Genomic DNA, 23939 nt, shown 5'->3' on the forward strand with positions numbered 1-23939 from the left:
CCATTTAACAGCCCACGAATACTAGATATATTCAATGATCGTATATCCACGTTAAATAATGACACCCTTCCAGTTGAGTCACGACTGTTAGATGGGATCACCTCTATTGGAGCTTGGCACGATAAACAACCACTCATCCAACTCCCGTCGACGGCAACTGTCTGCGAATAAAATCGCCGCGCCGAGGTCATTTTGAAAAGAAACGTAACATTCCATACGTCAGCTCATAATACTCTTCGTAATCAACCGCTCCATTGCTAACAAGGATGGAAAGATAAAAGCGACTAGTCTCTTCTTCAATCCCTATTGAAAGACTATGCTCAGCACTTACAAAATTGTCGAAAAACTTCATAGCAGCACTAATTGAGCCATTGACGAGAAACATCACCCGTTTCGAAAAACTCTTTAAACATCATACAAACAAATTCAAAATCGCTAGTTAGAAGTCGGGCATCCCAGTAATCACCCAAAAGCTCCACCATTTCTTCGCGAGCTGCCGGATTAGAATATGACCTCACTTCAGTGTCATCCTCCACTTCTTCCAGCAAAGTAACCAAATAATTACGCACATCGGTTTCCACACTGATACGGAATGGACTCATAGCGGCAACATCAATTATATTCAAAGAGACCGAGCCTGGGTTTGACCCTAGACGTACTAACTTAGCCCATACCTCACCCCAATCTGCGACATGGCTGCTCCCCCCGTTGCGATCGCAACCATCCTTAATCACCCAAGACATTGAAAATCTCATATCCCGCTATCCTCCATTAACCTAGTCATACCAAACTCCCAATAGAGGAGTTCCCCGGATTCTCGCTCATAAATAGAAAGTGATCGAAGCTCAGAGGCCTTCGCCATCGACGCCAAATCTGACCTGCAATAGTCACATACTCGCTTACCGTGCACAGTCATCACCATATCAGCATTTTTTGTTAGGCCCTTTTCATACGCCTGCTGGATGACAGCTACCTCTGCGTGTGCATCTGCCATATTGCCATTCGGAAAAGCCTTCCGACGCTTGGCAGCTTTTACAGCGACCTTTTCAGATATCAAAGTCTTATGGTTACCATTAGATTGATCAGACGGCCGAGCTCGCTGGTTCACATCTCGAAAAATAATGTGACCAATTCGTCCTTCCGCAAAAACCTCAGGTTCTTCTCTGAGCCCGCGGATCTCATAACGCTTATATAGCCTAGCTTCCTCAGCATGCGCGATGACACGCTTACTCTGAACCGCAACCTTCGGCCCCATCCCCATCAACACCATCCCCGCCACACCTTGCAGCAGGTCGCGATACCCTGGCCCGAATCGGTCTCCCAGTTCGCCCAGCAGCGCCATTCCGCCCATGACCGCTGCTCCGGCAACGACCACACTGGCAAGCGCCGTCGCACCGACCATCGCTGCTAATACAGCGGCGGCACCCACGGCAGCGACGCCCAAGACCTCAAGCCCGGTTTTCATCCAGCCTTCAACGTCCAGGACGAACGCGACTGACACCGTTGCGCCGCCGATAAAGACGTTGTCGCTACCCGTCTTGATATGCGCGCCGCATACCAGCTTGCTACCCACACGTGCAGCAGGTTTGCCATTGATGAAGACTGTGGCGCTGCCTTCGGCGACGGTGACTTGAAACGGCCACATCGGGTGATTGAGCGCAAGGCCCGTGCAGGATGACGCGACATCTTCGCCTGCACGCACGGCGGGTCTGCCGTTGATGAAGACGTCGGGGCTGCCGCTTGCCAATTTGCCGGTCGTGGGTTCTGGCCAGTCGAAAACAGTGCTCAGGCCCTTCACGACCTGCAGGACGGACAAGCCGCCACCGGCAATCGCGCCACCCATGATCGCCAGCGCAAGGCCGCCTGTTGCTGCGGTCGCGACCAATACCGCAGCGCCGATCAAGGCTCCGGCGACCGCCCCGGTGATCATGCCCGCGAGGCCGAAACCATGAGCAATCTCGTCTCCAACGTGTGCGGCAGGCCGAGCGGCCGTCGCCCCCTCGGATGTGGAGTCGTTCGCCATCGCTTAGGCGTCGTCAGCAGGCAGGGGGCGCATCGTGAGCGAGTGCATGGTCTTCTTCCATGCTGTCTCGTGGTGTGGCAGGTCGTTGAGGGTCGTAGTCAGACTGGTGACCAGAACAGTTTTGCCATGCTGGACGAAGACTTGGCGCAGCATCAACTCGTGCCCTTCCCGCTCCCAGAGGTAATCGGCGAGCGCAGCAGGAAAGCCATGCAGTTCGAAGTCCCAGCTCTGCAAGAGCTTGAAGCCAGGTAGCTGCTGTTCAGCGCTGGCCAACTGGTTAGTGACGTAGTCAACAAAGGTGCCGTGAGTACCGATGGCGTCACGACTGATGACGAAGCTGGCCTCTTGGGCGTCGCCTTCGGCGGGCAGTTTGAAGATGTTGAGGGTCTGGTCGTACCAGCCTTGGGGGATGTCGAGATCAGCTTCCTGAATTCGATAGGGCATCATCGCGAGAGCGTTCCGTGCGGGAGAGGATCGGGTGAGAGCGCTCACCAACCTCCTGACCTGCCGGAGTTGTATCGAATCGCCCTCTTCGGGACGTGTTTATGCCCGTTGCTGGAGCGCGATGAAGTCGGCTACGGCCTCGCGGCACCGTAGGACCTTTCCGAAAGGTGCGCAGTCCTTGACCGGCGCACATGGGGTAACCCTGAGAAATATCGGCTGGACGTTTAAGCACTGCCGAGAGAAGTTACAGCGCTATCATCACCTGCGCCCAACAGGCTAGAAAGCGCACGGTGATACTTGGCCGCTCGTTGCAAATCCTTTTCCGTAACGGTCGGCAACCGGGTCAAATCCAGATTGTCGCGAATGTCAGCGATCTTGACTCGCCGTGCCAAGGGGTTGGAGAGGATGCGCGCGATAAAGTCTTCATAGACCTCACCCGGCCGTTTGGTCAGGCAGTCGATGGCCTCAATGACCCGCTCCGAAATGCCGGCCTCCCGCAACGCCTCCAGCGTCACGTCCGAATCCTCGACCACGTCATGCAATACGCTGGCAATCTGAGCGTCTTCGTCGTCGAAACGCAGCATCAATCGCAGCGGATGAAGGATGTAGGGTTTACCGGACTTATCCACCTGCCCGGCGTGCGCCTTGCAGGCGAGCGCGATGGCCGTGTCGAGAGCGTTCATCGGCGCGGAAATCCTTTCTCGTATTCGTCTTTGGTGATTTCTCGACCGTAGAGCACGGCATCGTTGTAGAGGCGATTATCGGTCGGCACCGGCCTGGCACTTTCGTCAGCGCCATAGAATCGGACATAGGCCGTTTGGGTCAGGTGATCCCAACGATAGGTCACCTCTTCGAAGTCGTAATCCAGGTACACGTCTCGCGAGGCAAATGCACTCAGGTCCTTAATTCCCACTGCCACCTCTCACCGCGTCGTAATACGCTTTGCTCTTGTCTGCGATCGCTTGCGCTTCAGGGCTGGATTTGTCCAATACCCTGAAATCCTCGTAATACTTATGCCCAAGACCGCCCGGCACGTCCGTCTTCGCAGCGACAGCGTCGTAGGTGTCATTACCCAGCAGCGCTCGGGCCAGCGGTTCCGGCTCTTTGGCATAGATCATTTCGGGCGAGTTTACCTGTATTTCTCCGGGGATACCTGCGCGGGTCGGCAGGGTCGAGTTCACCCCGCTGTAGCCCATTTCGTTGGTGGCGCCGTCGATGATCTTGACGTTGGCGCCTCGGCTGCTCAGTTCGGCGGCGACCGTCTGCACCTGATCGGCTTCAACAATGATGGTGTTGCGTGCGAGGTCCTTGATGCGCGTCGGATCGCCGTCGTAATCGTTGTTGATTTTCTCCAGCGCTCGCGCTTGGGACTTGATCGGCGCCTTGGCCACTTTACCCCCGTACTGAGCTGCGATTTCATCAGCAACCGCGTCGATCTCGGCTTTGGCCGCGGGCGCCCGGGCGTAGATCTCCTCGAACGTTTTGGGAGCTGTGGGCTTGCCCAGCTTCGCCATTTTTGGCCCCAACCCCAACAACGCCATCCCCGCAACGCCTTGCAGCAGATCCCGGTAGCCCGGCCCGAGGCGGTCACCCAGATCGCCGAGTAGAGCCATGCCGCCCATGACCGCGCCACCGATCACGACAAAACCTGCCAAGGCGGCCACACCCGCCATCGCCGCGAGCACCAGCCCGGCGCCTGCTGCAATCAGACCCAGTGCTTCAAGCCCGGTATGCATCCAGCCTTCAATGTCGAGCACGAACGCCACGGAGAGGGTTGGCCCGCCGATGAAAGTGTCTTCGCTGCCTGTCTTGATGTGTGCGCCGCACACCATTTTGCTGTGCAGCCGCGCTGCCGGGCTGCCGTTGATGTAGACCGTCGCACTGCCTTCGGCGATAAGCACGGGAAACGGCCACAAGGGATGATTGAGCGGCAGGCCGCTACAGGACGACGAGACGTCCTCACCCGCACGCATGGCGTTACGCAAGTTGATGTAGACGTCGGGGCTGCCTCGAATAAGTGCCCCGGTCGTGGGTTCCGGCAAATTGAAAATGGTGCTCAGACCTTTGACGATCTGGAACATCGACAGACCGCCTGCTGCGATGGAGCCGGCCATGATCGCCAATGCGACACCGCCCGTGGCAACCGTTGCCGCGACCACCGCAGCACCGATCAACGCCCCTGCCACGGCGCCGCCGATCATCGCCGCGACCCCGAAACCGTGGGCTATCTCATCGCCTAACCGTGCTGCTGCTTGAGCATCCATTGCGTTACGTCTTCCTTGATCGAATCAATCACGTCAGCGAGTCATGACCTCGGCGTCAACGTCGCCATTGCCTGTTTCCACGCAGGCTCATGATGAATCAGATCCCCGGGCGTGGTGGTCAGGGTGGTGATCAACACCGCAGGCTTACGCTCGATGAACACCTGGCGCAGCATCAGCTCGCGCCCTTCTCGTTGCCAGGTGTAATCGATCAAAGTGGCGGCGTGGCCGTGCAGCACGAAATCCCAGGTCTGGGCGAGCTTGAAGCCGGGTAATTGCTGTTCGGCGCTTTTCAGTTGGTTGGCGACGTAATCGGCGAACGATGCTTCACCTTGCCCCGCATCCCGGCTGATCACGAAACTGGCTTCTTTCGCCCCGCCCACCGCAGGCAGTTTGAAGATATTGATGCTCTGGTCCTGCCAGGTTTCGGGAATTTCGAGGTCAGCTTCTTGAATGCGATAAGGCGTCATGAGAAGGGTTACTGTCCGTGTAGGTGAGTGGCTCTAAGAACGCAAAATTTTCGGGCAATGCTGGCTGACAAGCAAGGAAAAGGACCGGAAGAATGACCGAGAATGTGTATCGGTGCTCGTTCCAGCATGCGAATCTGACGGACCGCCCCACTCAAGCCCCACACCACCCCGCCGATAGCCTCTAATCACCCCACTTGTTCATTCGTCTGATTCAAACAGACACAGCAGTCCCGCAAGGAGCACGTTCGACATGATCGTCGGTATTGATCTGGGTACCACCAACAGCCTGGTCGCCATCTGGCATGATGGCGCCACTCAATTGGTCAGCAACGCGCTGGGCGAGTTGTTGACGCCCAGCGTGGTCGGGCTGGATGACGAGGGGCATGTGCTGGTGGGCAAGGCCGCACGCGAGCGTTTGCAAACCCATCCGACACTGACCACCGCGCTGTTCAAGCGACACATGGGCAGTGCGCATGAAGTGAAACTCGGAACGCGCAGTTATCGGGCCGAAGAGCTGTCGGCACTGGTGCTCAAGAGCCTGAAAGCCGATGTGGAACGTGCTTTCGGCGAGCCGGTGACCGAAGCGGTCATCAGCGTTCCGGCGTATTTCAGCGATGCACAACGCAAGGCAACCCGGGTGGCCGGTGAGCTGGCCGGGCTGAAGGTGGACAAGCTGATCAACGAGCCGACCGCCGCCGCGCTTGCGTATGGCCTGCATCAGAAAGACAGCGAAACGTCGTTTCTGGTGTTCGATCTGGGAGGCGGCACGTTCGATGTGTCGATTCTGGAGCTGTTCGACGGCGTGATGGAAGTGCGCGCCAGCGCCGGGGACAACTTCCTGGGCGGCGAAGACTTCGACACCCTGCTGCTGGATCACTTCGTGGCGCTGCACAAGAACGAAGCGAACTTTCCGGCGACGCCCTCGGTCAAGCAAGCTTTGCGTCGAGAAGCCGAACGCGTGCGCAAAGCCTTGGGGCAGGAGGCGAGCGTCGACTTCGTGCTGCGCCACTCCGATCAGGAATGGCGCAAATCCATCACTCAGGATCAGTTGATCGGACTGTACGCTCCGCTGATGGACCGCCTGCGCGCGCCCATTGAACGCGCTCTGCGTGATGCGCGCATCCGCGTTGCCGATCTGGACGAGATCCTGCTGGTAGGTGGCACCACGCGCATGCCACTGATTCGCAAACTGACAGCCAGCCTGTTCGGGCGCTTTCCGTCGATCACCCTCAACCCGGATGAAGTGGTCGCTCAAGGCGCTGCGATTCAGGCAGCGTTGAAGGCACGAGACTCGGCGCTGGAGGAGGTGGTTCTGACCGATGTCTGCCCCTACACGCTGGGGATCGAGACCACGCACCGCATCGGCGAACATTACGAATCCGGCCATTACCTGCCGATCATCGAGCGCAACACCGTGGTGCCGGTCAGCCGGGTGAAAACCGTGAATACGGTCAATGATCATCAGTCCTTTGTCATCGTGAAGATCTTTCAGGGCGAAAGCCGCAAGGTGAAAGACAACGTCGCGCTGGGCGAACTGGAGATCAAGGTGCCACGCCGTCCTGCCGGAGAAGTCGAACTGGATGTGCGCTTCACCTACGACAACAACGGCATTCTGGAGGCCGATGTGCGCATTCCGCTGACGGGCGAAGCGCACACGCTGGTGATCGAGAACAACCCGGGCGTTCTCACCCCCGATGAGATTCAAGAGCGCCTGAACGCGCTGAACTCACTGAAGATTCACCCTCGGGAGCAGCAAGTGAACACCCACCTGACCGCGCGTCTGGAGCGTCTGTATCAGGAATATCTGGGCGACGCCCGTGAACTGGTCGGCTCTTGGGCCAACCAGTTTCAGCGCGTGCTGGAAACCCAGGATGAGCGCCAGATCAGCGAGGTGCGCAAGCGGCTGGTCGAACAGGTCGAACGTTTCGAGCGGGGTGACTGGTGAACGCCATGAACCCCTGGACTGTATTGGGCCTTGAAGACGACGCCGATGAGCGCACCGTCAAACGCCAGTACGCCAAGCTGCTCAAGGTCACGCGCCCCGACGACGACCCGGAGGCCTTTCAGCGTTTGCGTGAGGCTTATGAACGGGCACTCGACTGGGCCCGGAACCGGGTTGATGACGAGGATGATGTCGACACGCCAACGGCCGCCGTTGCACGGCCTATGGAGGCGCTGATCGAATCGGCGTCGATTGAAAAGCCACCCGCGCCGCAAGACACTTTGCTCGTCAATCGGGTCATGCCAGCGCCAGATGCCGCGACAGTCGCGCGCCAAACGGTTCACCAACTGGTGGATGAAACCACCGCGCAGAACATACCAGAGCAACATCAAAACGCTGTGGAGCACAATTGCGACCTGCCCTTTCAACAGCGTCTGCTGGAGCGCTGCCTGGACGATGCGCACACCGACAATGACCTGCTGAGCGCCGCCGTGGCCCATCTGCGCTGGCTGACGCCTTGGCAGACGTTACGTCTGAGTGCGGATCAGGAAGTCCAACTCACCCACCAATTGCTGGACATCGAAGGCCCTGTGCTTGAACAGATGCTCAGCGAGGGGCAAGAACGGGCCTTTCTGGCCGCGTTGGACACCTTGACGCAACAGCCATGGCTGGCCTCGCTGGAACGCCGCGACCAGTTTCAGCGCTGGACGATGTTTTTCCTGCACAACCACAAGGGCTGGACCGCTGCGCTGTTCGACCGTATCTGCGCGCTGTTCGGTTGGGATGACCGCAAGGGGATCTTTCCCCAGCCGGAGTTCATCTGGCGGCACCTGATCGAGCGTTGCGAAAAGTACGCCTACATCGAGCATTGGCAGCGACGGGTTGCCAGTGGCCGAACCGACAGCGTCGAAGACAAGGCCGCCATGCTGGTGCTGAAACCGGGGCGCAAGGTCGACCGTTTGCGGCTGGCGCGCTTTTGCAGCGCCGATGTGTGGGTCACCTGTGAGCGCCTGTGTTCGACCATCAACAACCGCTATCCGGAAATGCTCGATCGCTTTCCACAGGCCGACCTGAAGTCGTGGAGGGAATTGCAGGTGGCGCCGCTGAACCCTTCCGTCTGGACATGGTTCGGCTGGCTGCTGTTCAGTCTGTTTTTCATGATCCCGAACGAGATGATGAAAGGGCCGCTGGAAGGGAGCAAAGCCGCACTCATTCTGCTGCTGTACCCCGTCATCATGACCGGCATCTGCCGTGTTTTCATGCGGGTCTGGCGCCCCATTTCACTGGCGGTTGAAAACACGGACGAGTGGATCAGCGACAAGGTGCTTCCGGAGTGGCTGCACTGGCCCGCATCGCAGGCCTTGCTGATTCGCCACGGGGTGCCACTGGCGGTGGGCGGCGTTGTAGTGGCGCAGCAGGGTTTCCCGGCGCTGGTGTGTTACGGACTTTTGATGTCCGCGTGGTTTTTTCTCTCGCCGTATCGCCATCCGCACATTTATGCGCAGGTCCGGGGAGCTGTGCGCCGTTTCTGGCACGTGCACTTCAGAAAGCTCTCGCTCTCGGCTGTCGCCATTGCTGCGTTCGCGATGTCGCTGGTATTGAATCCATCGGCGTCAAAGACACCGACAAACCCAGCCACAGCCACGTCCCCTTCATTTACCTCCCCGGTAGCCTCAGCCTCGCAACTGGACTGCTATAGCCAGCAGAGCATTGAACTGATGGAGAAGGAATGCCGTCACTCGTTGGTGCCACAGCGGTGCACCAACGAAACACGTGAACAGAAGATCAGTCGTTGTTTAAGGTTGAAGAATCGGTTGCAGAGTGAATTGCAAACGCAATCAGACTGAGCCGATTCGCACAGGCTCGACAGTAACGTTGCAGCGCGCTGCGCACCGCCTGCAACTTACTGAATAAACTAACAATAACTAATTGTAGCCAACGTATCTGAAAACTTACAAAAAACTACAAACTTCCCGCTCGCATTTGGCCAGCGTAAAGTATTTGCAAAGTTCAACCCTTTCGTTATAAGTGCCTGTAGTCTGAACATCGCTTCAGACCCCAGTTACAGGTTACTTCTCATGAACCACATACTCTGGAAGTTATTTCCAAAGCACCAGCGCGAGTTTTTGCTGGAGCGACTTTCCGTCGTGGACCGTCAGGTGGTCAACAAGGCGCTGTCGCGCAAGGCCCGATTTCCCGAGGCTTTCGACCACTTCGAGTGCATCTTCATCCACGTTCCAAAATGCGCGGGAAGTAGCGTGGCGATGTCGATTTTTGGCGACACACCCACCGGCCACTTGCCCTTATACTGGTACGAGAAGCAGTTCAAAGACCGCTATGAGCAATACTTCAAGTTTGGCTTTGTACGTAATCCATTACATCGAGCACTGTCGGCTTATCGTTACTTACTACAGAATCCGCAGCCACGGGACAGAGCCGCTTTCGAGCTGGTCAGCCGTTACTCTCGCTTCGATACGTTCGTCGATGGCTGGTTACACCCGGAGAATGTGTCGAAACAAATACACTTCGCGCCGCAGTATCATTTTCTGCAAAACGGCATGGGCCAGATTTCCGTGGACTTCATCGGCCGTCAGGAACATCTGGAATCGGACTTCGCCACCCTCTGCGAACACTTGGGCATCAGCACCCAACTGCGGCACCTCAACCGTTCCCCCGGTCCACGCTATCAAACCGCAACACTCTGCTCCGAGGCGTCACGCAAACGCATTCGCGAGGTCTACGCCCGAGACTACGAGCTGTTTTCCTATGAATGATCAAAGAACCGAACCCCGCCCCCTGATCATTGACGCCCCGTTAACGGTCGGGCAGCACGAGCGCCAATCCCTCAAACAGCAGCGAGCCTGCTGCATCTGGTTCACAGGCTTGTCCGGCGCGGGCAAAACCACGTTGGGCAGTCATCTGGACCAGACACTGGTCGCTCACCAGCTGCACAGTTACCTGCTCGACGGCGATCGATTGCGTCGAGGTCTGTGCCAAGACTTGGGCATGTGCGAACAGAGCCGTCGGGAAAACGTGCGGCGTATCGGGGAAGTCGCAAGGCTAATGGTGGATGCGGGATTGATCGTGATCGTCTCGGCCATTTCACCGTATCGCGAAGACCGGGACGCCATTCGCCAGCATTTCGCCGAAGGCCAGTTCATTGAAGTGCACGTCAGTACGCCGTTGCGCGAGTGCATGCGCCGCGACGCCAAAGGCCTTTACAGAGCCGTGCGCGAAGGCAAGATCAAGCACTTCACCGGTATCGACAGCCCTTATGAGCCGCCGATAGACCCTGAGTTCGTGGTCGACACCAGCGCCGATTGCGGGAGTCTGTTCATCGACCAACTGCTTTCTCGGCTTCTGGAAAGCCGACCTCAAAACGGCGCCTGGCACGCCTTCACCAGCGCTCATACATTGACGCGCTAGTGCAGGTTGAGCAGACAGGCGCGGGTGATCACTGACCGCGCGTGAGCATCACGAATTTGCCCATCATGGCGGCGGCAAATTGCTGAGCGCTCATCTTCTCGCCGTTGAAGTCCACCACATCGTTGGCGTAATGCAGGTTCGAGACGATGTTGTCGCCTTCGACCTTGCCCAACTGGAACATGATCGCCATGCCGCCCACGGAGTCCGCCGCACCCTGCGCGTTCTGTGCGATGGCCGCCGGGTCAGTGATACCCGCCGATTGCGCCTGTAGCGTCGCGAGGTCCTTGATCATAGGCTTGGACAGCACCAACTTCGCATCCAGATTGGTCAACAGTTGCTTGAGCAGTTCGCTACCGGGCTGATCGAGGGACGTAGGGTTACCCAAATCCATCGACAGGTTGAAGCGGCTCTCGCCATGGGTGGTTTTCAGCGACAGTTTTTCCAGCTCGACGTGTGGCTTGGCCGCCAGCAACTTGCCGACCTCGGCCTGAACGAACGCCTGATCGGCCGGGCTCAGGTGAGGGGTGTAGTGTTGGCCGGTCGCGGCAGCGGCTTGCGCCTGTGGCTGGATTTTGTCCTGATAAAACTGCAACAGGTTCTTGGTCGAGGCGATGTCAAAGTTGGCGAATTTCCACAGCATCTGCGACGAGCCGATGTCTTTGCCGCCGAAGCTGATGTTGGCGATGTCGTAGGTCACTTGTGCAGCCAGGTTGCCTTCGACTTCCTGCAACAGACTGGTGTTGACGAAATCCTTGAGCACCACCGCTGGCTGATTGGCCGCCTGGAAGGTGACCGAAGCAGCCTTGGCGTCGCTGTGACCCAGATAGAAGCCCGACTTGCCCTTGGTGCCGCCGGTGTTGAATGTCACGTCCTTGAGCAGCAAGTGAACCGGCCCTTCCTCGGAGGTAGCCGTCACATCGAGATCGCCCAGCACGCCATTGGCTTCCAGTTTTTCGCCATTGGCGGTACCTGACGCGTTCAGCGTGAAGCCTGAGAACTTGATCGAGCCGCCCTCACTGTCGAACTGGAATGGCAGGAGTTCGACACGGCCCTGCGCCGCACGGTCATAGCCCATGCTGAACTGGCCGGTCAGGGGCGACTGGCCGTTGGTCATTTCAAACCACTTCTCGGAGAAAACATTCTTCTCCAGCGCCATGTTGCTGGCGGCCATGACCGGCACAAGATTGAGCGTCTTCACGCGGCTCCACGGGAAAGGGCCGTGTTCGATCTTGTCTTCGAACAGCAACTCGACCGGCTGCCCCTCGTTGAGCTTCGGCTCCTGGAACGTGAATTTGTAGTGCGCGGTGCTGGTGAAGAAATGGCGATCCAGCGACAGCAACTGGACGCTGGCGCTGCCTTCATGGCCGACCAGCGCCGCCTGAATTTGCTGATTGCCCTGCTCAACCGCATCACCGAGCACGCCTTCCAGACGGGTCCCCGTGTACCAGGCGCCAGCAATGACAAGAGCGCCCGCGACGATGACGACGCCTACGGCAATGTTGACTGATTTTTTCATGTGTCGACTCGAAGATGTCCGTTCTTGAAGAGAGGTGTTGTCGTCCCTGACCCGAGAGGTGTCGGCGTCGGGATACTCGTATTGAACAGCGTCCAGCGCTGTCCGAGGCCCGGCGAGAGTAGCACCTGATGCGGCTATTTTGCAGCCGCCAGGCCCTAGCCACGAACTTTGCGCAGAGGTTAGGCTGGGCGACAACCTGCAAACGGGATCGATGAAATGAGCGACGCGCAAAAGGCAAAGGGGCCGATCAAGGCGGTGATTTTCGACATGGACGGCCTGCTGCTGGACACCGAAGGCATCTACACCGAAGTCACCAATACCATCGCCACCTGGCACGGCAAGACCTTCGACTGGGCCATCAAACAGCACTCGATAGGCCGCGGCTCGCAGGATTTCGCCGAATACGTGATTGGCGCACTGGGACTGCCGATGTCCGCCGAGGAATTCCTCACCGTGCGCCAGCCCATGCTCGATGAGCGCTTCCCCCATGCCCAGCCCATGCAGGGCGCCGAGGCGCTGGTTCGTCACTTGGCCGCTCATAACATCCCTATTGCCGTGGGCACCAGCTCGTCGCTGCATTACTTCCAGGTGAAAACGGGCAATCACCGTTCATGGTTCGAACTGTTCAGGCATGTGGTCACGGCGGATCATCAGGATGTGAAGGCTGCCAAGCCTGCGCCGGATATTTTTCTGACCGCCGCACGCCTGCTCGGGGTCGATCCCAAAGACTGCCTGGTGTTCGAAGACTCGCCATTTGGCGTGACGGCTGCCAAAACCGCTGGCATGTACGCGGTGGCCGTGCCGGATTCGCACATGCCGGTTTCGCAGTACGCCCATGCCGACCTGATATTGGGGTCCTTGGCTGAGTTCCCTCTGCAGGATTGGGGTTTGCCGGGGTACGGGCGCTGAACCCGCCTCTGTAGGAGCGAGCTTGCTCGCGACCGCGATCTGCTTGATGGGGTGTGCTCGTCTGGCGCTACGTTATCGCGAGCAAGCTCACTCCTACAGCCAAGACCACTCGTCTCCCACGCTGTGCAATGAAATTGCCATCGCTCAGGACTCAACTATAGAATGCGATCAATTCTTAATTACATCCGGCACGGACGCCGGGACCGTTTCCAGTGGTCTCTATGTCGTCAGTCGATCGATCGCTCAACTTGCACGTCCAGAATCTCTACAGCGAACACCACGGCTGGCTGCACCGTTGGCTGGATCGCAAGCTGGGCAACACCAGCGATGCTGCCGACCTCGCGCATGACACGTTCATTCGTCTACTGACCCGCCAGAACACCGCCAGTCTGGGCGCCGAGCCGCGTGCGCTGCTGACCCACATTGCCAAAGGCCTGGTGATTGATCGCTGGCGCCGACAGGACGTCGAGCGCGCTTACCTGGAAACCATTGCCCATTTGCCCGAACCGGAAGTCCCCTCACCGGAAACCCGCTGGCTGATTCTTGAAGCGCTGCACCGCATCGACGCAATGCTGTCAGCGATGCCGGAAAAGACCCGTCAGGCCTTTCTGATGTCACAGCTCGACGGCATGACGTACCCGCAAATCGCCACCGAACTCAAGGTGTCGCTGATCACCGTCAAACGCTACATGCGTGACGCCTTCCTCGCCTGTCTGAGTGTTGCCTGATGAATCACGCCATCGACCCGGAGATCCTCGGCGAAGCTGCCGACTGGCTGGTGCAATTGCAGTCCGGCGCGGCAACGGATGACGATCATCGCGCGATCCAGCTTTGGCGCGCACGCAGCGCCCAGCACGCGCAAGCCTGGCAACGCGCCGAGGCGATCATGGGCGACTTCCGTTCGATCCCGGGTTCGATCGCCAGCGACACGATCAAACGCATTGGACGCAACAAATCCATCGGGCGGCGTCAGGCGCTCAATCGCATCGGGCTGTTCCTGCTCGCAGGCCCGGCCATCTGGATGGCGCAGCACAAACTGCCGTGGCAGGAATGGATGGCCGATCAGCACACCGTCGTTGGTGAGCAGAAGAACCTGACACTGGCAGACGGTACTCGATTGCTGATCAACACCGACAGTTCGCTGAACATCGCTTTCAGCGCCGATGAGCGGCGGATCAATCTGCTCAAGGGCGAAGTGCTGATCACAACCGGCCACGATGCGTCATCCACGTACAGGCCCTTTATCGTCCAGACGCGCCACGGCACCGCGCGCGCATTGGGGACGCGATTCAGCGTACGCGTTGAAGAGCGGGCCAGTCGCCTGGCGGTGGTCGAAGGCGCCGTGGAAATGCGGCCGACGCATTCAAGCACGGTCGTCATCGTCAACGCCGGCGAGCAAAGCGCGTTCGGATCGGAAGGCACTGCGCCAGTGCTGCCACTGGATCAGGCGAGCCTGACGTGGGAGAACGGCATGATGGTGGCAAAAAACATGCGACTGGCCGATCTGTTGCAGGAACTGGGGCGCTATCGTCAGGGTGTTCTGCGCTGCCACGATGCAGTCGCGAATTTGACCGTCTCCGGTGCTTTTTCGCTGCGCGATACCGACGCCAGCCTGCGCCTGTTGCAGAACACGCTGCCGATCAGCGTCAGCAGCCTGACCCGCTATTGGGTGGCGGTGGAGCCTCGCGGCTAAGCTCCAACGCTAATCCCTGTGGGAGCGAATTCGTTCGCGATGCGATGTAACAGGCAATACATATCTGTCGTCCGTCATGGCCTCATCGCGAATGAATTCGCTCCCGCAGGCCCAAGCCGTGCTGCTACAGGGGCGATGCTGAGCAAGAAAAGATTTCAACAATCGCTGATACCTTTTTCCCTGTCGTTCGGTGAGGGAGAGAACCCCCTCACTTTTCAATGCTTCGACAGGATTGCCGAATGACGTTCAGGCCGCTTCAGCACGTTCCAAGAATGAGTCCCACTCGCTTCCCGCTCAAAGCCCTGAGTCTGGCCATCGCTCTGACCGGTCTGGCGCCTGTTCCCAGTGCGCTGGCCGCTGATCCTGTACAAAGCAGCGCGGCTCGCAGCTACGCAATCGCACCCGGCCCGTTGGGTGATGTCCTGGCTCAGTTCGCGGCCATTTCCGGCGTGCCGCTGTCCTTCGACTCGAAACTCCTGAACGATCATCACAGCGACGGCCTGCAAGGCAGCTACACCGTGCAATCGGGCTTCGCTCATCTGTTACAGGGCAGCGGCTATTCGTTGTTGAGCACCGGCGAGAACGGCTACACCGTCGCGCCCGACGTCAAAGTCGGCGACGCCATGGAGCTGAGCGCCACCACCGTCAACGGGGACATGAGTGCTCAGTCCGACACTTATGCCGGTGGCCAGGTAGCTCGGTCCGCGCGCCTCGGCGTGCTGGGCAACCGGGACATCAAAGACGTGCCGTTCAGCGTGGTCAGCTACACCTCGAAGACCATCGCCGATCAGCAAGCCCGAACACTGGGTGACGTCCTGTTGAACGATGCCTCAGTGCGCCAGTCGGCGGGGTTTGGCAACTTCTCGCAGGTATTCACCATTCGCGGACTGCCATTGCAGACCGACGACATTGCTTTCAACGGGCTGTACGGCTTGCTGCCACGGCAGATCATCACCACCGAAGCGGTAGAGCGTGTTGACCTGTTCAAAGGCCCGAACGCGTTTATCAACGGCGTATCGCCTCAGGGCAGCGGGATTGGCGGCAGCGTCAACATCGTGCCCAAACGCGCTGACGACACCCCGACTCGCAGCATGACACTGGATTACGCCAGCGACACCACCGTGGGCGGGCATCTGGATCTGGGCCAGCGATTCGGTGAAGACAATCGCTTCGGCGCGCGCATCAACCTGGCACAGCACGGTGGTGAAACGGCCATCGACGACGAGACCAAGCGCTCGCAACTGATCGCCGTGGCTCTCGACTATCACGGCGACCGCCTGCGGATCTCGACGGATTTCGGCTATCAGAAAGAGCGTATCAACCAGGGCCGAGCAGTGGTGTACCCGAACGGCAGCGTGGTGCCCCACCCGCCGTCCGCCAAGGACAATTACTCGCAGGACTGGAGCTGGTCGCAGTTGGAGGACACCTACGGCATGGTCAACGCCGAGTATGACCTCAATGACCACTGGACTGCCTATGTCGGCGGCGGCGCCAAGCACACCCGCGAAAACGGCGAATACTCGTCACTCTACGTGAGTGACAAAAGCGGCACGGCGAAGACCGGCTTCCTCTACTCGCCTCACGATGAGGACAACAAGAGCGCTGTCGCCGGGCTGAACGGCCACTTCGACACCGGCCCCGTGACGCACCAGATGAACTTCGGTTTGTCAGGCATGTGGGGGGAACAACGTTCCGCTTACGAGGCGATTCTGGTTGCCAATCGCCAGCCCAACAATTTGTACAACCCGGTGCAGATTCCGCGTCCGAGCGTCACCTATTTCGGTTCGGACATTCATGATCCGCGCATCGTGGGCAAGAACCGGATCAAGAGCGCGGCGGTTTCCGACACACTGGGCTTTGTCGATGATCGCGTTCTGCTGACCGTGGGCGTACGTCGCCAAAGCCTTGAGGTCGATGCCTGGAACACCGCCTCCGGGGCACGAAGCGCCAACTACGATGAGTCGATCACGACGCCCGTATACGGTCTGGTGCTCAAGCCATGGGATCACGTCTCCTTCTATGCCAACCGGATCGAAGGGCTGGCGCAGGGGCCGACCGCACCTGCGACCAACGTCACCAACCCCAACGAAGTGTTCCCGCCCCGCCGAAGCAAGCAAACCGAGGCAGGTGTGAAACTGGACTGGGACGACTATGGCGCGACCTTCGGCGTCTATCGCATCGAACAGCCCAACAGCGCCACGACTCTCCTGCCGGGCAACCGGCTGGGCACCTTCAATGTCGACGGCGAACAGGTCAACAAGGGCCTGGAAATGAACATCTTCGGTGAGCCCCTCGACGGTCTGCGCCTGCTAGCCGGTGCGACGTTCATGCACACCGAACTGAGCAAAACGTCCAACGGCCTTACCGACGGCAACCGCGCCGCGGGCGTGCCGCGCTTCCAGTACAACCTGAGCACCCAATGGGACATCCCGGGCCTGGAAGGCGCGGCACTGAGCGGCCGGATACTGCGAACCGGTGGCGAGTACATCAACGCCGAAAACACCTTGAGCATTCCGGCCTGGACCCGCGTCGACCTCGGCGCCCGCTATGGTTTCAAAGCCGACGACAAGTACATCACCCTGCGCGCCAACGTCGAAAATGTCGCCAACAAGGCGTATTGGGCTTCGGCGTCAACCGCGAACAACTACCTGACGCAAGGTGAGCCGAGAACGTTGAAGGTGTCGGCGACGGTGGATTTTTAGACGCTACAAGCTACGTCGTGATTTCCTACTGATAGTGACGGGTTCTGCGGGTCAGGTGGTGCATGCGGCCGGACTGACCTTCGCCGCCATTGCCTGAGTGCGCAACAATCAAACCACCCGTTTCAAATCCACCCCCAGCGCCTGCGCGAACGCTTTGACCAGCGGGCTGCGCGGGGCGTTTTGGCGCAGGATGAGATTGAACGGTGTGCTCAGGCGAATCACGTCCGGGCGCAAGGCGCGGAGCTGGCCATCGTGCACCAGATGGCGGGCGTAGTGCTCGGGCAAAAAGCCAATGAAACGCCCCGTGAGGATCAGAATCGCCACCGCCTCGACCTGTGAGGCTGACGCCGACTGGCTGTCGTAATTGACGAAACTGGCCTTGTCGCGGTGAATCGCGTAGCGATGGTTGATCACTTGGTAGTGACGCAGGCTGTCGATGTCCAGAGCCTGATCATCCACATCGAACAAGGGATGCCCCGCCGCGCAATAGGCGTGTGACGGCTCTTCGTACAACTCGAAGTAATCGAATTCTTCACGACGCTGGTACACCGGCACGATCCCGACGCTCAATCGCCCTTCGACCACGCCCCGCTCTATCTCGTCAAGTTGCGAGGCATGCAGGCGCAATCTGACTTTGGGCGCTTCATCATGCATTGTTCTGAGGGATGCAATTAACGGCGAACGTTTATCGGACATCGTGTTGTCGATAACGCCAATACTCAGATCACCAATCAATTCATTTTGCGCTGAACTAATGCGGTCACGAAAAGTGTCCACCGAGGCGAATAATTCGATGGACGCCTGATAGACAAGTTTGCCTTCTTCGGTCAGATGAAAACCTTCTCGCCCTCGCGTACACAGGCGCATGCCGATGCGAATTTCGAGGTCGGAAATCTGCTTGCTGATCGCCGCGAGGCCCACGTTCAGCTCGTTTTGCGCCGCACTGAACCCTCCGGCTTCGACAACGGCCTGGAAGACGCGCAGCAGTTTGAAGTCCATTCCGCTGAGCGACAAGGGTGGGCGAATCCCCGGTTTGGGCGGCACGTTTCCAGAAGTGGAAAGTGGAGTTTCCATAATGCTTATTTACCTCGCCCGTTAGATTCAACAGGCTTTGACCCACAACAAAAACGTGCCCGATTGATAATAATGAACACAGAAAATGGCGATTGGCAACCATCTGCACGACGCCCTGATCAGTGACCCGGTTACTGAATTCAGACCATAAAACCTGACACTTCGATCAGGACCTTGAACGCTTTACTGCCCTCACTCTCAGCGATTACACCCGCCTCGAATGCGTGCCCGAACACACACCGACCGGCCTGACGATCACCCGCTGAAATCGAACACCACGGCCTGAACACGCTTCGGAGAAACACCATGAACCAGAACCCGGCAGAGCGTCTGCAAGCCGAACGCAAGAAGGCCGAAAACGAGTTCGACATCACTCAGTACGAACACGTCCCGCGCCGCTATTACGGGCGGATTTTCTTCGCCACATTGATCGTCGTCGCGTTGGCAGGCCTGGTTCGCGCCTTCGCCAACGGCCAGATCGAATGGGGCTATATCGGTCAGTTCCTGACCTCCGAAGCCATTTTGTGGGGCCTGCTCAACACCATCATCATGTCGATTCTGGCGATGGTGCTGGGGGTGTTGATCGGCGTGATCACGGCGATCATGCGCATGTCGGCCAACCCGATCCTGCGCTATGTGGCGATCACGTACACCTGGCTGTTTCGCGGCACGCCGCTGATTCTGCAACTGCTGCTGTGGTTCAACCTGGCGCTGATTTTCCCGGTCATCGGCATTCCCGGCGTGTTCGCACTCGACACCGTGAGCCTGATGACACCCTTCGTGGCAGCACTTCTGGGGCTGAGCATCAATCAGGGTGCGTACACCGCTGAAGTGGTGCGCGCAGGTTTGCTGTCGGTGGACACCGGCCAGTACGAGGCGGCGAAATCCATCGGCATGCCCCGCCTGCAAGCGCTGCGTCGGGTGATTCTCCCCCAGGCCATGCGCGTGATCATTCCGCCAGTGGGCAACGAATTCATCGGCATGGTGAAAATGACCAGCCTGGCCAGCGTGATTCAGTACTCCGAGCTGCTGCACAACGCGCAAAACATCTACTACGCCAACGCGCGCGTGATGGAGCTGCTGATCGTCGCCGGTATCTGGTATCTGGCGGTGGTCACCGTGTTGTCGTTCGGCCAAAGCCGTCTGGAGCGTCGCTTCGCTCGTGGCGCTGGCAAGCGTTCGTAATCAGGCCCTGGAGTTGCATATGAACAAAAGCCACATGAGAAGCATCGTCAAAGCCGTCGGCCTGAACAAATACTACGACCAGTTCCACGCCCTCAAGGACGTCAGCATCGAAGTCGAGCAAGGCGAGGTGCTGTGCATCATTGGCCCTTCCGGGTCGGGCAAGAGCACCTTGCTGCGCTGCGTCAACCAGCTTGAAAAAATCGACAAGGGCGGCCTGTGGGTCGATGGCGAACTGGTGGGTTATCGCGTCGTCGGCAACAAGCTGCACGAACTGACCGACGTGCAGATCGCTCGCCAGCGGCTGAGCACCGGCATGGTGTTTCAGCGCTTCAACCTGTTCCCCCACATGACCGCGTTGCAGAACGTGATCGAAGGCCCGATTCAGGTGCTCAAGCGTTCGCCCAAGGAAGCCAACGACGAGGCCATCGAGCTGCTGGCCCGTGTCGGTCTGGCAGACAAGCGCCACTCCTATCCCGTCGAATTGTCCGGCGGCCAGCAACAACGCGTGGCCATCGCCCGCGCGCTGGCGATGCGGCCCAAGCTGATGCTGTTCGACGAGCCCACTTCTGCCCTCGACCCGGAGCTGGTAGGCGAAGTGTTGTCGGTGATGCGTGACCTCGCGCACACCGGCATGACCATGATCGTTGTGACCCATGAACTGGGCTTCGCGCGCGAAGTGTCCAACCGCATGGTGTTCATGGACGGCGGCCAGATTGTGGAGGCCGGCAGCCCCGAAGACATTCTAATAAGTCCACAAAACCCACGAACCCAAAGCTTCATTTCTGCCGTTCGCACTTAAACCAGAACAAACGAGAACGACCATGAAAAAACTGATCCTCCCCGCATTGCTCGCAGGCCTCATGGCCTCCCCTGTGGTCTTTGCCGACCTGCCTGCCGCCATCAAGGACAAAGGCGAAATCACGGCGGCCATCGTGCCGAACTACCCGCCGATGGACTTCAAGGACACCAGCACCAATACCTTGACCGGCCTGGACGTCGATCTGGGCAACGCACTGGCCGAGCGGCTGGGCGTGAAAATCAAATGGCAGGAAACGGCCTTCGAGCAGATGGTCAGCGGTTTGGTCACCAAGCGCTTCGACATCATCCTGTCGGGCATGACCGACACCGCCGAGCGCCAGAAGTCCGTGACATTCGTTGACTACTTCACCAGCGGTCCGCAGTTGTACACGCTGACCAAAAATGCCGAACTCAACCAACTGACCGACCTGTGCGGCAAGAAAGTCGGTACCAGCCGCCGCACCACCTGGCCTGCTGAAATCGCGGCCTGGAGCAAGGAAAACTGCGAGGCCGCAGGCAAACCGGCCATCGTCGTGACGGGTTCCGAAGGTTCGGCCGACGCCCGAGCGCAACTGCGTCAGGGTCGTCTGGACGCCGCGATGCAGGGCAGCGAAACCATTCCTTACCTGATGTCGCAAGAGAAGGACACCTACAAGCCCATCGGTTTGGCGATCTCCAAACAGTTCACAGGCCTTGGCGTGAACAAGTCCAACCCCGAGCTGGCCAAGGCCATCGCGGACGCGTTGCAGGCGATGATCGATGACGGCACCTACGGCAAGATCCTGAAGAAGTGGGAGCTGGAGCAGGGTGCGGTGGCCAGGATTGGTATGAACCAAGGGCAGTAATCCCTTTGGGAGCCGGCTTTCTGGCGAAAGCGGTGGGTCATTCAAAAAGAAAGTGTCTGACACTCAGCATTCGCCAGCAAGCCGGCTCCCACACAGGTTTACGGCGCTCCATGAGATCGGCGCCAAGGCTTGAACAAGGACAAAACAACAACAGTGGTCACCTACTCCCTCGTCATCCGCCGCCTGATGGTCTGCTCGCTGACCATCGTCATGAGCCGGGCGATGACCAGCCCGTTACTCACGCTGTTCCTGAGCACGAAGCTGGGCCTGAACCAGCAGGATGTCGGGCTGCTGATGGGCATCGCGGTGTTTCTCGCAACCCTCCTGGGGCTTTACGGCGGCTACATCATCGACCGACTGGAAAAGCGCAAGCTGCTGATTCTGGCGATGCTCTCCAGCGCCATCGGCTTCACCCTGCTGACCTTCGCCCAGAACGTTTACCTGACCACGCTGACTCTGGTGCTCACCGAAACCGCGTCGGCGCTGTTCCTGATTGGCTCCAAGGCGATCATCAGCGAGAACCTGCCCATCGGCCAGCGCGCCAAGGTCTTTTCGTTGCGCTACACCCTGACCAACATCGGCTATGCCACAGGCCCCATGCTGGGCGTGGTAATTGCCGGGCAACTGCCGCTCGCGCCGTTCTTGATCGCCAGTGCCATCGCCTTCGGCAGCCTGTTTTTGATGATCGGCATCCCGCCAACGGTGACCCGCGGCAAAAACCAACCCCGCAGTTTTCTCGACACCCTCGCCACGCTCAAAAACGATCGCACGCTGATTCTGTTTACGGGCGGCAGCCTGCTCAGCACCATCGTTCACGGCCGCTACACCCTGTACCTGTCGCAATTTCTGCTGGTGACGCACGCCTCGGAGCAGGCGTTGAAAATCCTCTCAGCCGTACTGGCCTGCAACGCGATCACGGTCATCCTGATGCAGTATCAGATCGGTCGTTTCCTCAAACGCGAGCAACTGCCCTACTGGATTTGTCTGGGCACGGCCTTGTTCGCCCTTGGGCTGCTGGGCTTCAGCTGTGCCGAAACGACCCTGGCCTGGTGCGCGGCAATGTTCGTGTTCACGTTAGGCGAGATGATCATCTACCCCGCCGAATACCTGTTCGTTGACACCATCGCCCCGGACCACCTGCGCGGCAGCTATTTGGGCGCACAGAACCTCGCGGCTTTCGGTGGCGCCCTGAGCCCGGTGATTTGTGGTTATTTATTGATCAACTCACCTGCGCCAACGATGTTCTATGTATTGGCCTGCCTGACGGCGGTGGGCGGCACGTTGTGCTTTCTGGCGGGGCGAAATGCGCGATTGATGAATGCCGACGTTCCCCTCTGACCCTACTCATATGCGAATGGCCTTGCCCCTGTAGGAATGGGGCGCCTTCTGTAATTGTCACTTTTCAAATTCGCCCCAAACAGGCGAGTATGTCCGGCCTAGAGCTGTCGGTCTGAAAGGCCTTTACGAGACCACTTGCAAGCCTGTCCCAGACTGTCCTGATTTCCACTTCCCTGACGAAAAGGATATCGAGTAATGAACTACCGCATTCTTGGCCAATCCGGCCTCAAGGTTTCGACACTGACACTGGGTTCGATGATGTTCGGCGTGCAGACCGGCACCGAAGAGTCGCTGCGCATCATCGACAAGGCTTGGGACGAGGGCGTGAATTTCATCGACACGGCCAACGTCTACAACGCCGGGCGCTCCGAAGAGATCGTCGGCGAGGCCATCGCCAAGCGTCGCAGCGAATGGGTGCTGGCGACCAAAGTCGGCAGCAGTTCCGGCAACACTGCGCCCAACACCAGCGGCCTGAACCGCAAGCACATCTTCAACGAGATCGAATCCAGCCTGCGTCGGCTCGACACCGACTACATCGACATTCACTACCTGCACAAGGAAGACCACAGCACTCCGCTGGAGGTAACCGTCTCGGCCATTGGCGATCTGATTCGCGAGGGCAAGATTCGTTACTGGGGCGTGTCCAACTTCCGTGGCTGGCGTATCGCCGAAGTGGTCAACGTGGCCCAGCGTCTGGGCGTCGACAAACCGGTCATCAGCCAGCCGCTGTACAACATCGTCAACCGCCAGGCGGAACTTGAGCAGATCACCGCCGCCAAGTTCTACGGCTTGGGCGTGGTGCCTTACAGCCCACTGGCACGTGGAGTGCTCAGCGGCAAATACGCGCCGGACGTGACTCCGGATGCCAGCACCCGCGCCGGACGGCAGGACAAGCGGATTCTGGAAACGGAATGGCGCACCGAGTCGCTGCACATCGCGCAGAAGCTGCAGCAGTACACCAAGGACAAAGGCATAGGCCTGGTGGAGTTCGCCATTGCGTGGGTGTTGAACAACCAGGCCGTGACCTCGGCCATCGTCGGCCCGCGCACCGAGGAACAATGGGACAGCTACACCAAAGCCCTAAGTGTGAAAATTACGGCGGAAGATGAAGCCTTCATCGACTCGCTGGTGACACCGGGCCACGCCTCGACGCCTGGCTTCAACGATGTGCAGCATTTTGTGACGGGGCGGTATATCTAACCCAATAACCTTGTGAGAGTCGGCTTGCTGGCGAAGACCATAGGTCAGTCAACATCGTCAGCAAGTCGGACACAGAGCGTTTGTACCCAACCATAGAATCTCCCACAGCAGTG

At 58.8% G+C, this 23939-nt stretch carries 22 protein-coding genes; 13 read left to right on the forward strand and 9 right to left on the reverse strand.

The window, feature by feature from the left end:
* Positions 1–359: 359 nt before the first annotated feature.
* The 7 genes from ACI2KB_RS19515 to ACI2KB_RS19545 all read right to left on the reverse strand — a co-directional run bounded on the left by ACI2KB_RS19515 (position 360) and on the right by ACI2KB_RS19545 (position 5198).
* Complete coding sequence (locus ACI2KB_RS19515) at positions 360–755, reverse strand: DUF6911 family protein (protein WP_404636946.1); 396 nt, start codon at positions 753–755, stop codon at positions 360–362.
* A complete protein-coding gene (locus ACI2KB_RS19520; RefSeq protein ID WP_404636948.1) occupies positions 752–2023 on the reverse strand; it encodes a PAAR domain-containing protein in 1272 nt (423 codons plus the stop codon). The genes ACI2KB_RS19515 and ACI2KB_RS19520 overlap by 4 nt, the downstream gene beginning before the upstream one ends.
* A gap of 3 nt (positions 2024–2026) precedes the next feature.
* Complete coding sequence (locus ACI2KB_RS19525) at positions 2027–2470, reverse strand: DcrB-related protein (protein WP_404636950.1); 444 nt, start codon at positions 2468–2470, stop codon at positions 2027–2029.
* Between the two features lie 221 nt (positions 2471–2691).
* On the reverse strand, positions 2692–3150 hold the full coding sequence (locus ACI2KB_RS19530) for a GTP pyrophosphokinase (protein WP_404636952.1): 459 nt from the start codon (positions 3148–3150) through the stop codon (positions 2692–2694).
* Positions 3147–3380 carry a hypothetical protein gene (locus tag ACI2KB_RS19535; RefSeq protein ID WP_404636954.1) on the reverse strand — a complete coding sequence of 78 codons (234 nt, stop codon included), beginning with the start codon at positions 3378–3380 and terminating at the stop codon, positions 3147–3149. The genes ACI2KB_RS19530 and ACI2KB_RS19535 overlap by 4 nt, the downstream gene beginning before the upstream one ends.
* Entirely contained in the window at positions 3370–4731 is a 1362-nt protein-coding gene (locus ACI2KB_RS19540) for a PAAR domain-containing protein (protein WP_404636956.1), read from the reverse strand. The genes ACI2KB_RS19535 and ACI2KB_RS19540 overlap by 11 nt, the downstream gene beginning before the upstream one ends.
* A 41-nt stretch (positions 4732–4772) precedes the next feature.
* Positions 4773–5198, reverse strand: coding sequence for a DUF1795 domain-containing protein (locus ACI2KB_RS19545; protein WP_404636958.1), 426 nt, complete (start codon positions 5196–5198; stop codon positions 4773–4775).
* A 250-nt stretch (positions 5199–5448) separates the two neighbouring features.
* Between ACI2KB_RS19545 and ACI2KB_RS19550 the strand changes: the two genes are divergently transcribed.
* The 4 genes from ACI2KB_RS19550 to cysC all read left to right on the forward strand — a co-directional run bounded on the left by ACI2KB_RS19550 (position 5449) and on the right by cysC (position 10566).
* Positions 5449–7143 carry a molecular chaperone HscC gene (locus ACI2KB_RS19550; protein ID WP_404636960.1) on the forward strand — a complete coding sequence of 565 codons (1695 nt, stop codon included), beginning with the start codon at positions 5449–5451 and terminating at the stop codon, positions 7141–7143.
* A 5-nt stretch (positions 7144–7148) separates the two neighbouring features.
* Positions 7149–8987: a J domain-containing protein gene (locus tag ACI2KB_RS19555; protein WP_404636962.1), complete on the forward strand. Its 1839-nt coding sequence runs from the start codon at positions 7149–7151 to the stop codon at positions 8985–8987.
* Positions 8988–9218: 231 nt separating this feature from the next.
* Complete coding sequence (locus ACI2KB_RS19560) at positions 9219–9914, forward strand: sulfotransferase family 2 domain-containing protein (RefSeq protein WP_404636964.1); 696 nt, start codon at positions 9219–9221, stop codon at positions 9912–9914.
* Positions 9907–10566 carry an adenylyl-sulfate kinase gene (gene cysC / locus ACI2KB_RS19565; protein WP_404636966.1) on the forward strand — a complete coding sequence of 220 codons (660 nt, stop codon included), beginning with the start codon at positions 9907–9909 and terminating at the stop codon, positions 10564–10566. The genes ACI2KB_RS19560 and cysC overlap by 8 nt, the downstream gene beginning before the upstream one ends.
* 28 nt (positions 10567–10594) lie before the next feature.
* On the opposite strand, the gene ACI2KB_RS19570 is transcribed toward cysC, so the two are convergent.
* On the reverse strand, positions 10595–12082 hold the full coding sequence (locus ACI2KB_RS19570; RefSeq protein WP_404636968.1) for a YdgA family protein: 1488 nt from the start codon (positions 12080–12082) through the stop codon (positions 10595–10597).
* 216 nt (positions 12083–12298) lie between these two features.
* Here ACI2KB_RS19570 and ACI2KB_RS19575 point away from each other — a divergent pair, with 216 nt between their 5' ends.
* The 4 genes from ACI2KB_RS19575 (at position 12299) to ACI2KB_RS19590 (ending at position 17386) form a co-directional block, all read left to right on the forward strand.
* Positions 12299–12991, forward strand: a complete 693-nt coding sequence (locus ACI2KB_RS19575; RefSeq protein WP_404636970.1) for an HAD-IA family hydrolase — start codon at positions 12299–12301, stop codon at positions 12989–12991.
* Positions 12992–13212: 221 nt separating this feature from the next.
* Positions 13213–13719, forward strand: a complete 507-nt coding sequence (locus ACI2KB_RS19580; protein WP_404636972.1) for a sigma-70 family RNA polymerase sigma factor — start codon at positions 13213–13215, stop codon at positions 13717–13719.
* Positions 13719–14684 carry a FecR domain-containing protein gene (locus ACI2KB_RS19585; RefSeq protein WP_404636974.1) on the forward strand — a complete coding sequence of 322 codons (966 nt, stop codon included), beginning with the start codon at positions 13719–13721 and terminating at the stop codon, positions 14682–14684. The genes ACI2KB_RS19580 and ACI2KB_RS19585 overlap by 1 nt, the downstream gene beginning before the upstream one ends.
* A gap of 239 nt (positions 14685–14923) precedes the next feature.
* Positions 14924–17386: a TonB-dependent siderophore receptor gene (locus ACI2KB_RS19590; protein WP_404636976.1), complete on the forward strand. Its 2463-nt coding sequence runs from the start codon at positions 14924–14926 to the stop codon at positions 17384–17386.
* A gap of 108 nt (positions 17387–17494) precedes the next feature.
* Here the strand turns inward: ACI2KB_RS19590 and ACI2KB_RS19595 are convergent, their stop codons facing one another.
* Positions 17495–18460: a LysR family transcriptional regulator gene (locus ACI2KB_RS19595; RefSeq protein ID WP_404636978.1), complete on the reverse strand. Its 966-nt coding sequence runs from the start codon at positions 18458–18460 to the stop codon at positions 17495–17497.
* 306 nt (positions 18461–18766) lie between these two features.
* Here ACI2KB_RS19595 and ACI2KB_RS19600 point away from each other — a divergent pair, with 306 nt between their 5' ends.
* The 5 genes from ACI2KB_RS19600 (at position 18767) to ACI2KB_RS19620 (ending at position 23826) form a co-directional block, all read left to right on the forward strand.
* Entirely contained in the window at positions 18767–19645 is an 879-nt protein-coding gene (locus tag ACI2KB_RS19600; protein WP_404636980.1) for an amino acid ABC transporter permease, read from the forward strand.
* A gap of 34 nt (positions 19646–19679) precedes the next feature.
* Positions 19680–20444: an amino acid ABC transporter ATP-binding protein gene (locus tag ACI2KB_RS19605; RefSeq protein ID WP_404637024.1), complete on the forward strand. Its 765-nt coding sequence runs from the start codon at positions 19680–19682 to the stop codon at positions 20442–20444.
* A 22-nt stretch (positions 20445–20466) separates the two neighbouring features.
* Positions 20467–21288, forward strand: a complete 822-nt coding sequence (locus ACI2KB_RS19610) for an ABC transporter substrate-binding protein (RefSeq protein WP_404636982.1) — start codon at positions 20467–20469, stop codon at positions 21286–21288.
* A gap of 153 nt (positions 21289–21441) precedes the next feature.
* Positions 21442–22626, forward strand: coding sequence for an MFS transporter (locus ACI2KB_RS19615; protein ID WP_404637026.1), 1185 nt, complete (start codon positions 21442–21444; stop codon positions 22624–22626).
* 195 nt (positions 22627–22821) lie between these two features.
* The gene (locus tag ACI2KB_RS19620; protein ID WP_404636984.1) at positions 22822–23826 is read left to right on the forward strand and encodes an aldo/keto reductase; all 1005 of its coding nucleotides are present in this window, start codon (positions 22822–22824) and stop codon (positions 23824–23826) included.
* Positions 23827–23939: the final 113 nt, after the last annotated feature.

Origin of the sequence: Pseudomonas sp. NPDC088444 (assembly GCF_044900175.1) — a bacterium.
Taxonomy (GTDB): domain Bacteria; phylum Pseudomonadota; class Gammaproteobacteria; order Pseudomonadales; family Pseudomonadaceae; genus Aquipseudomonas.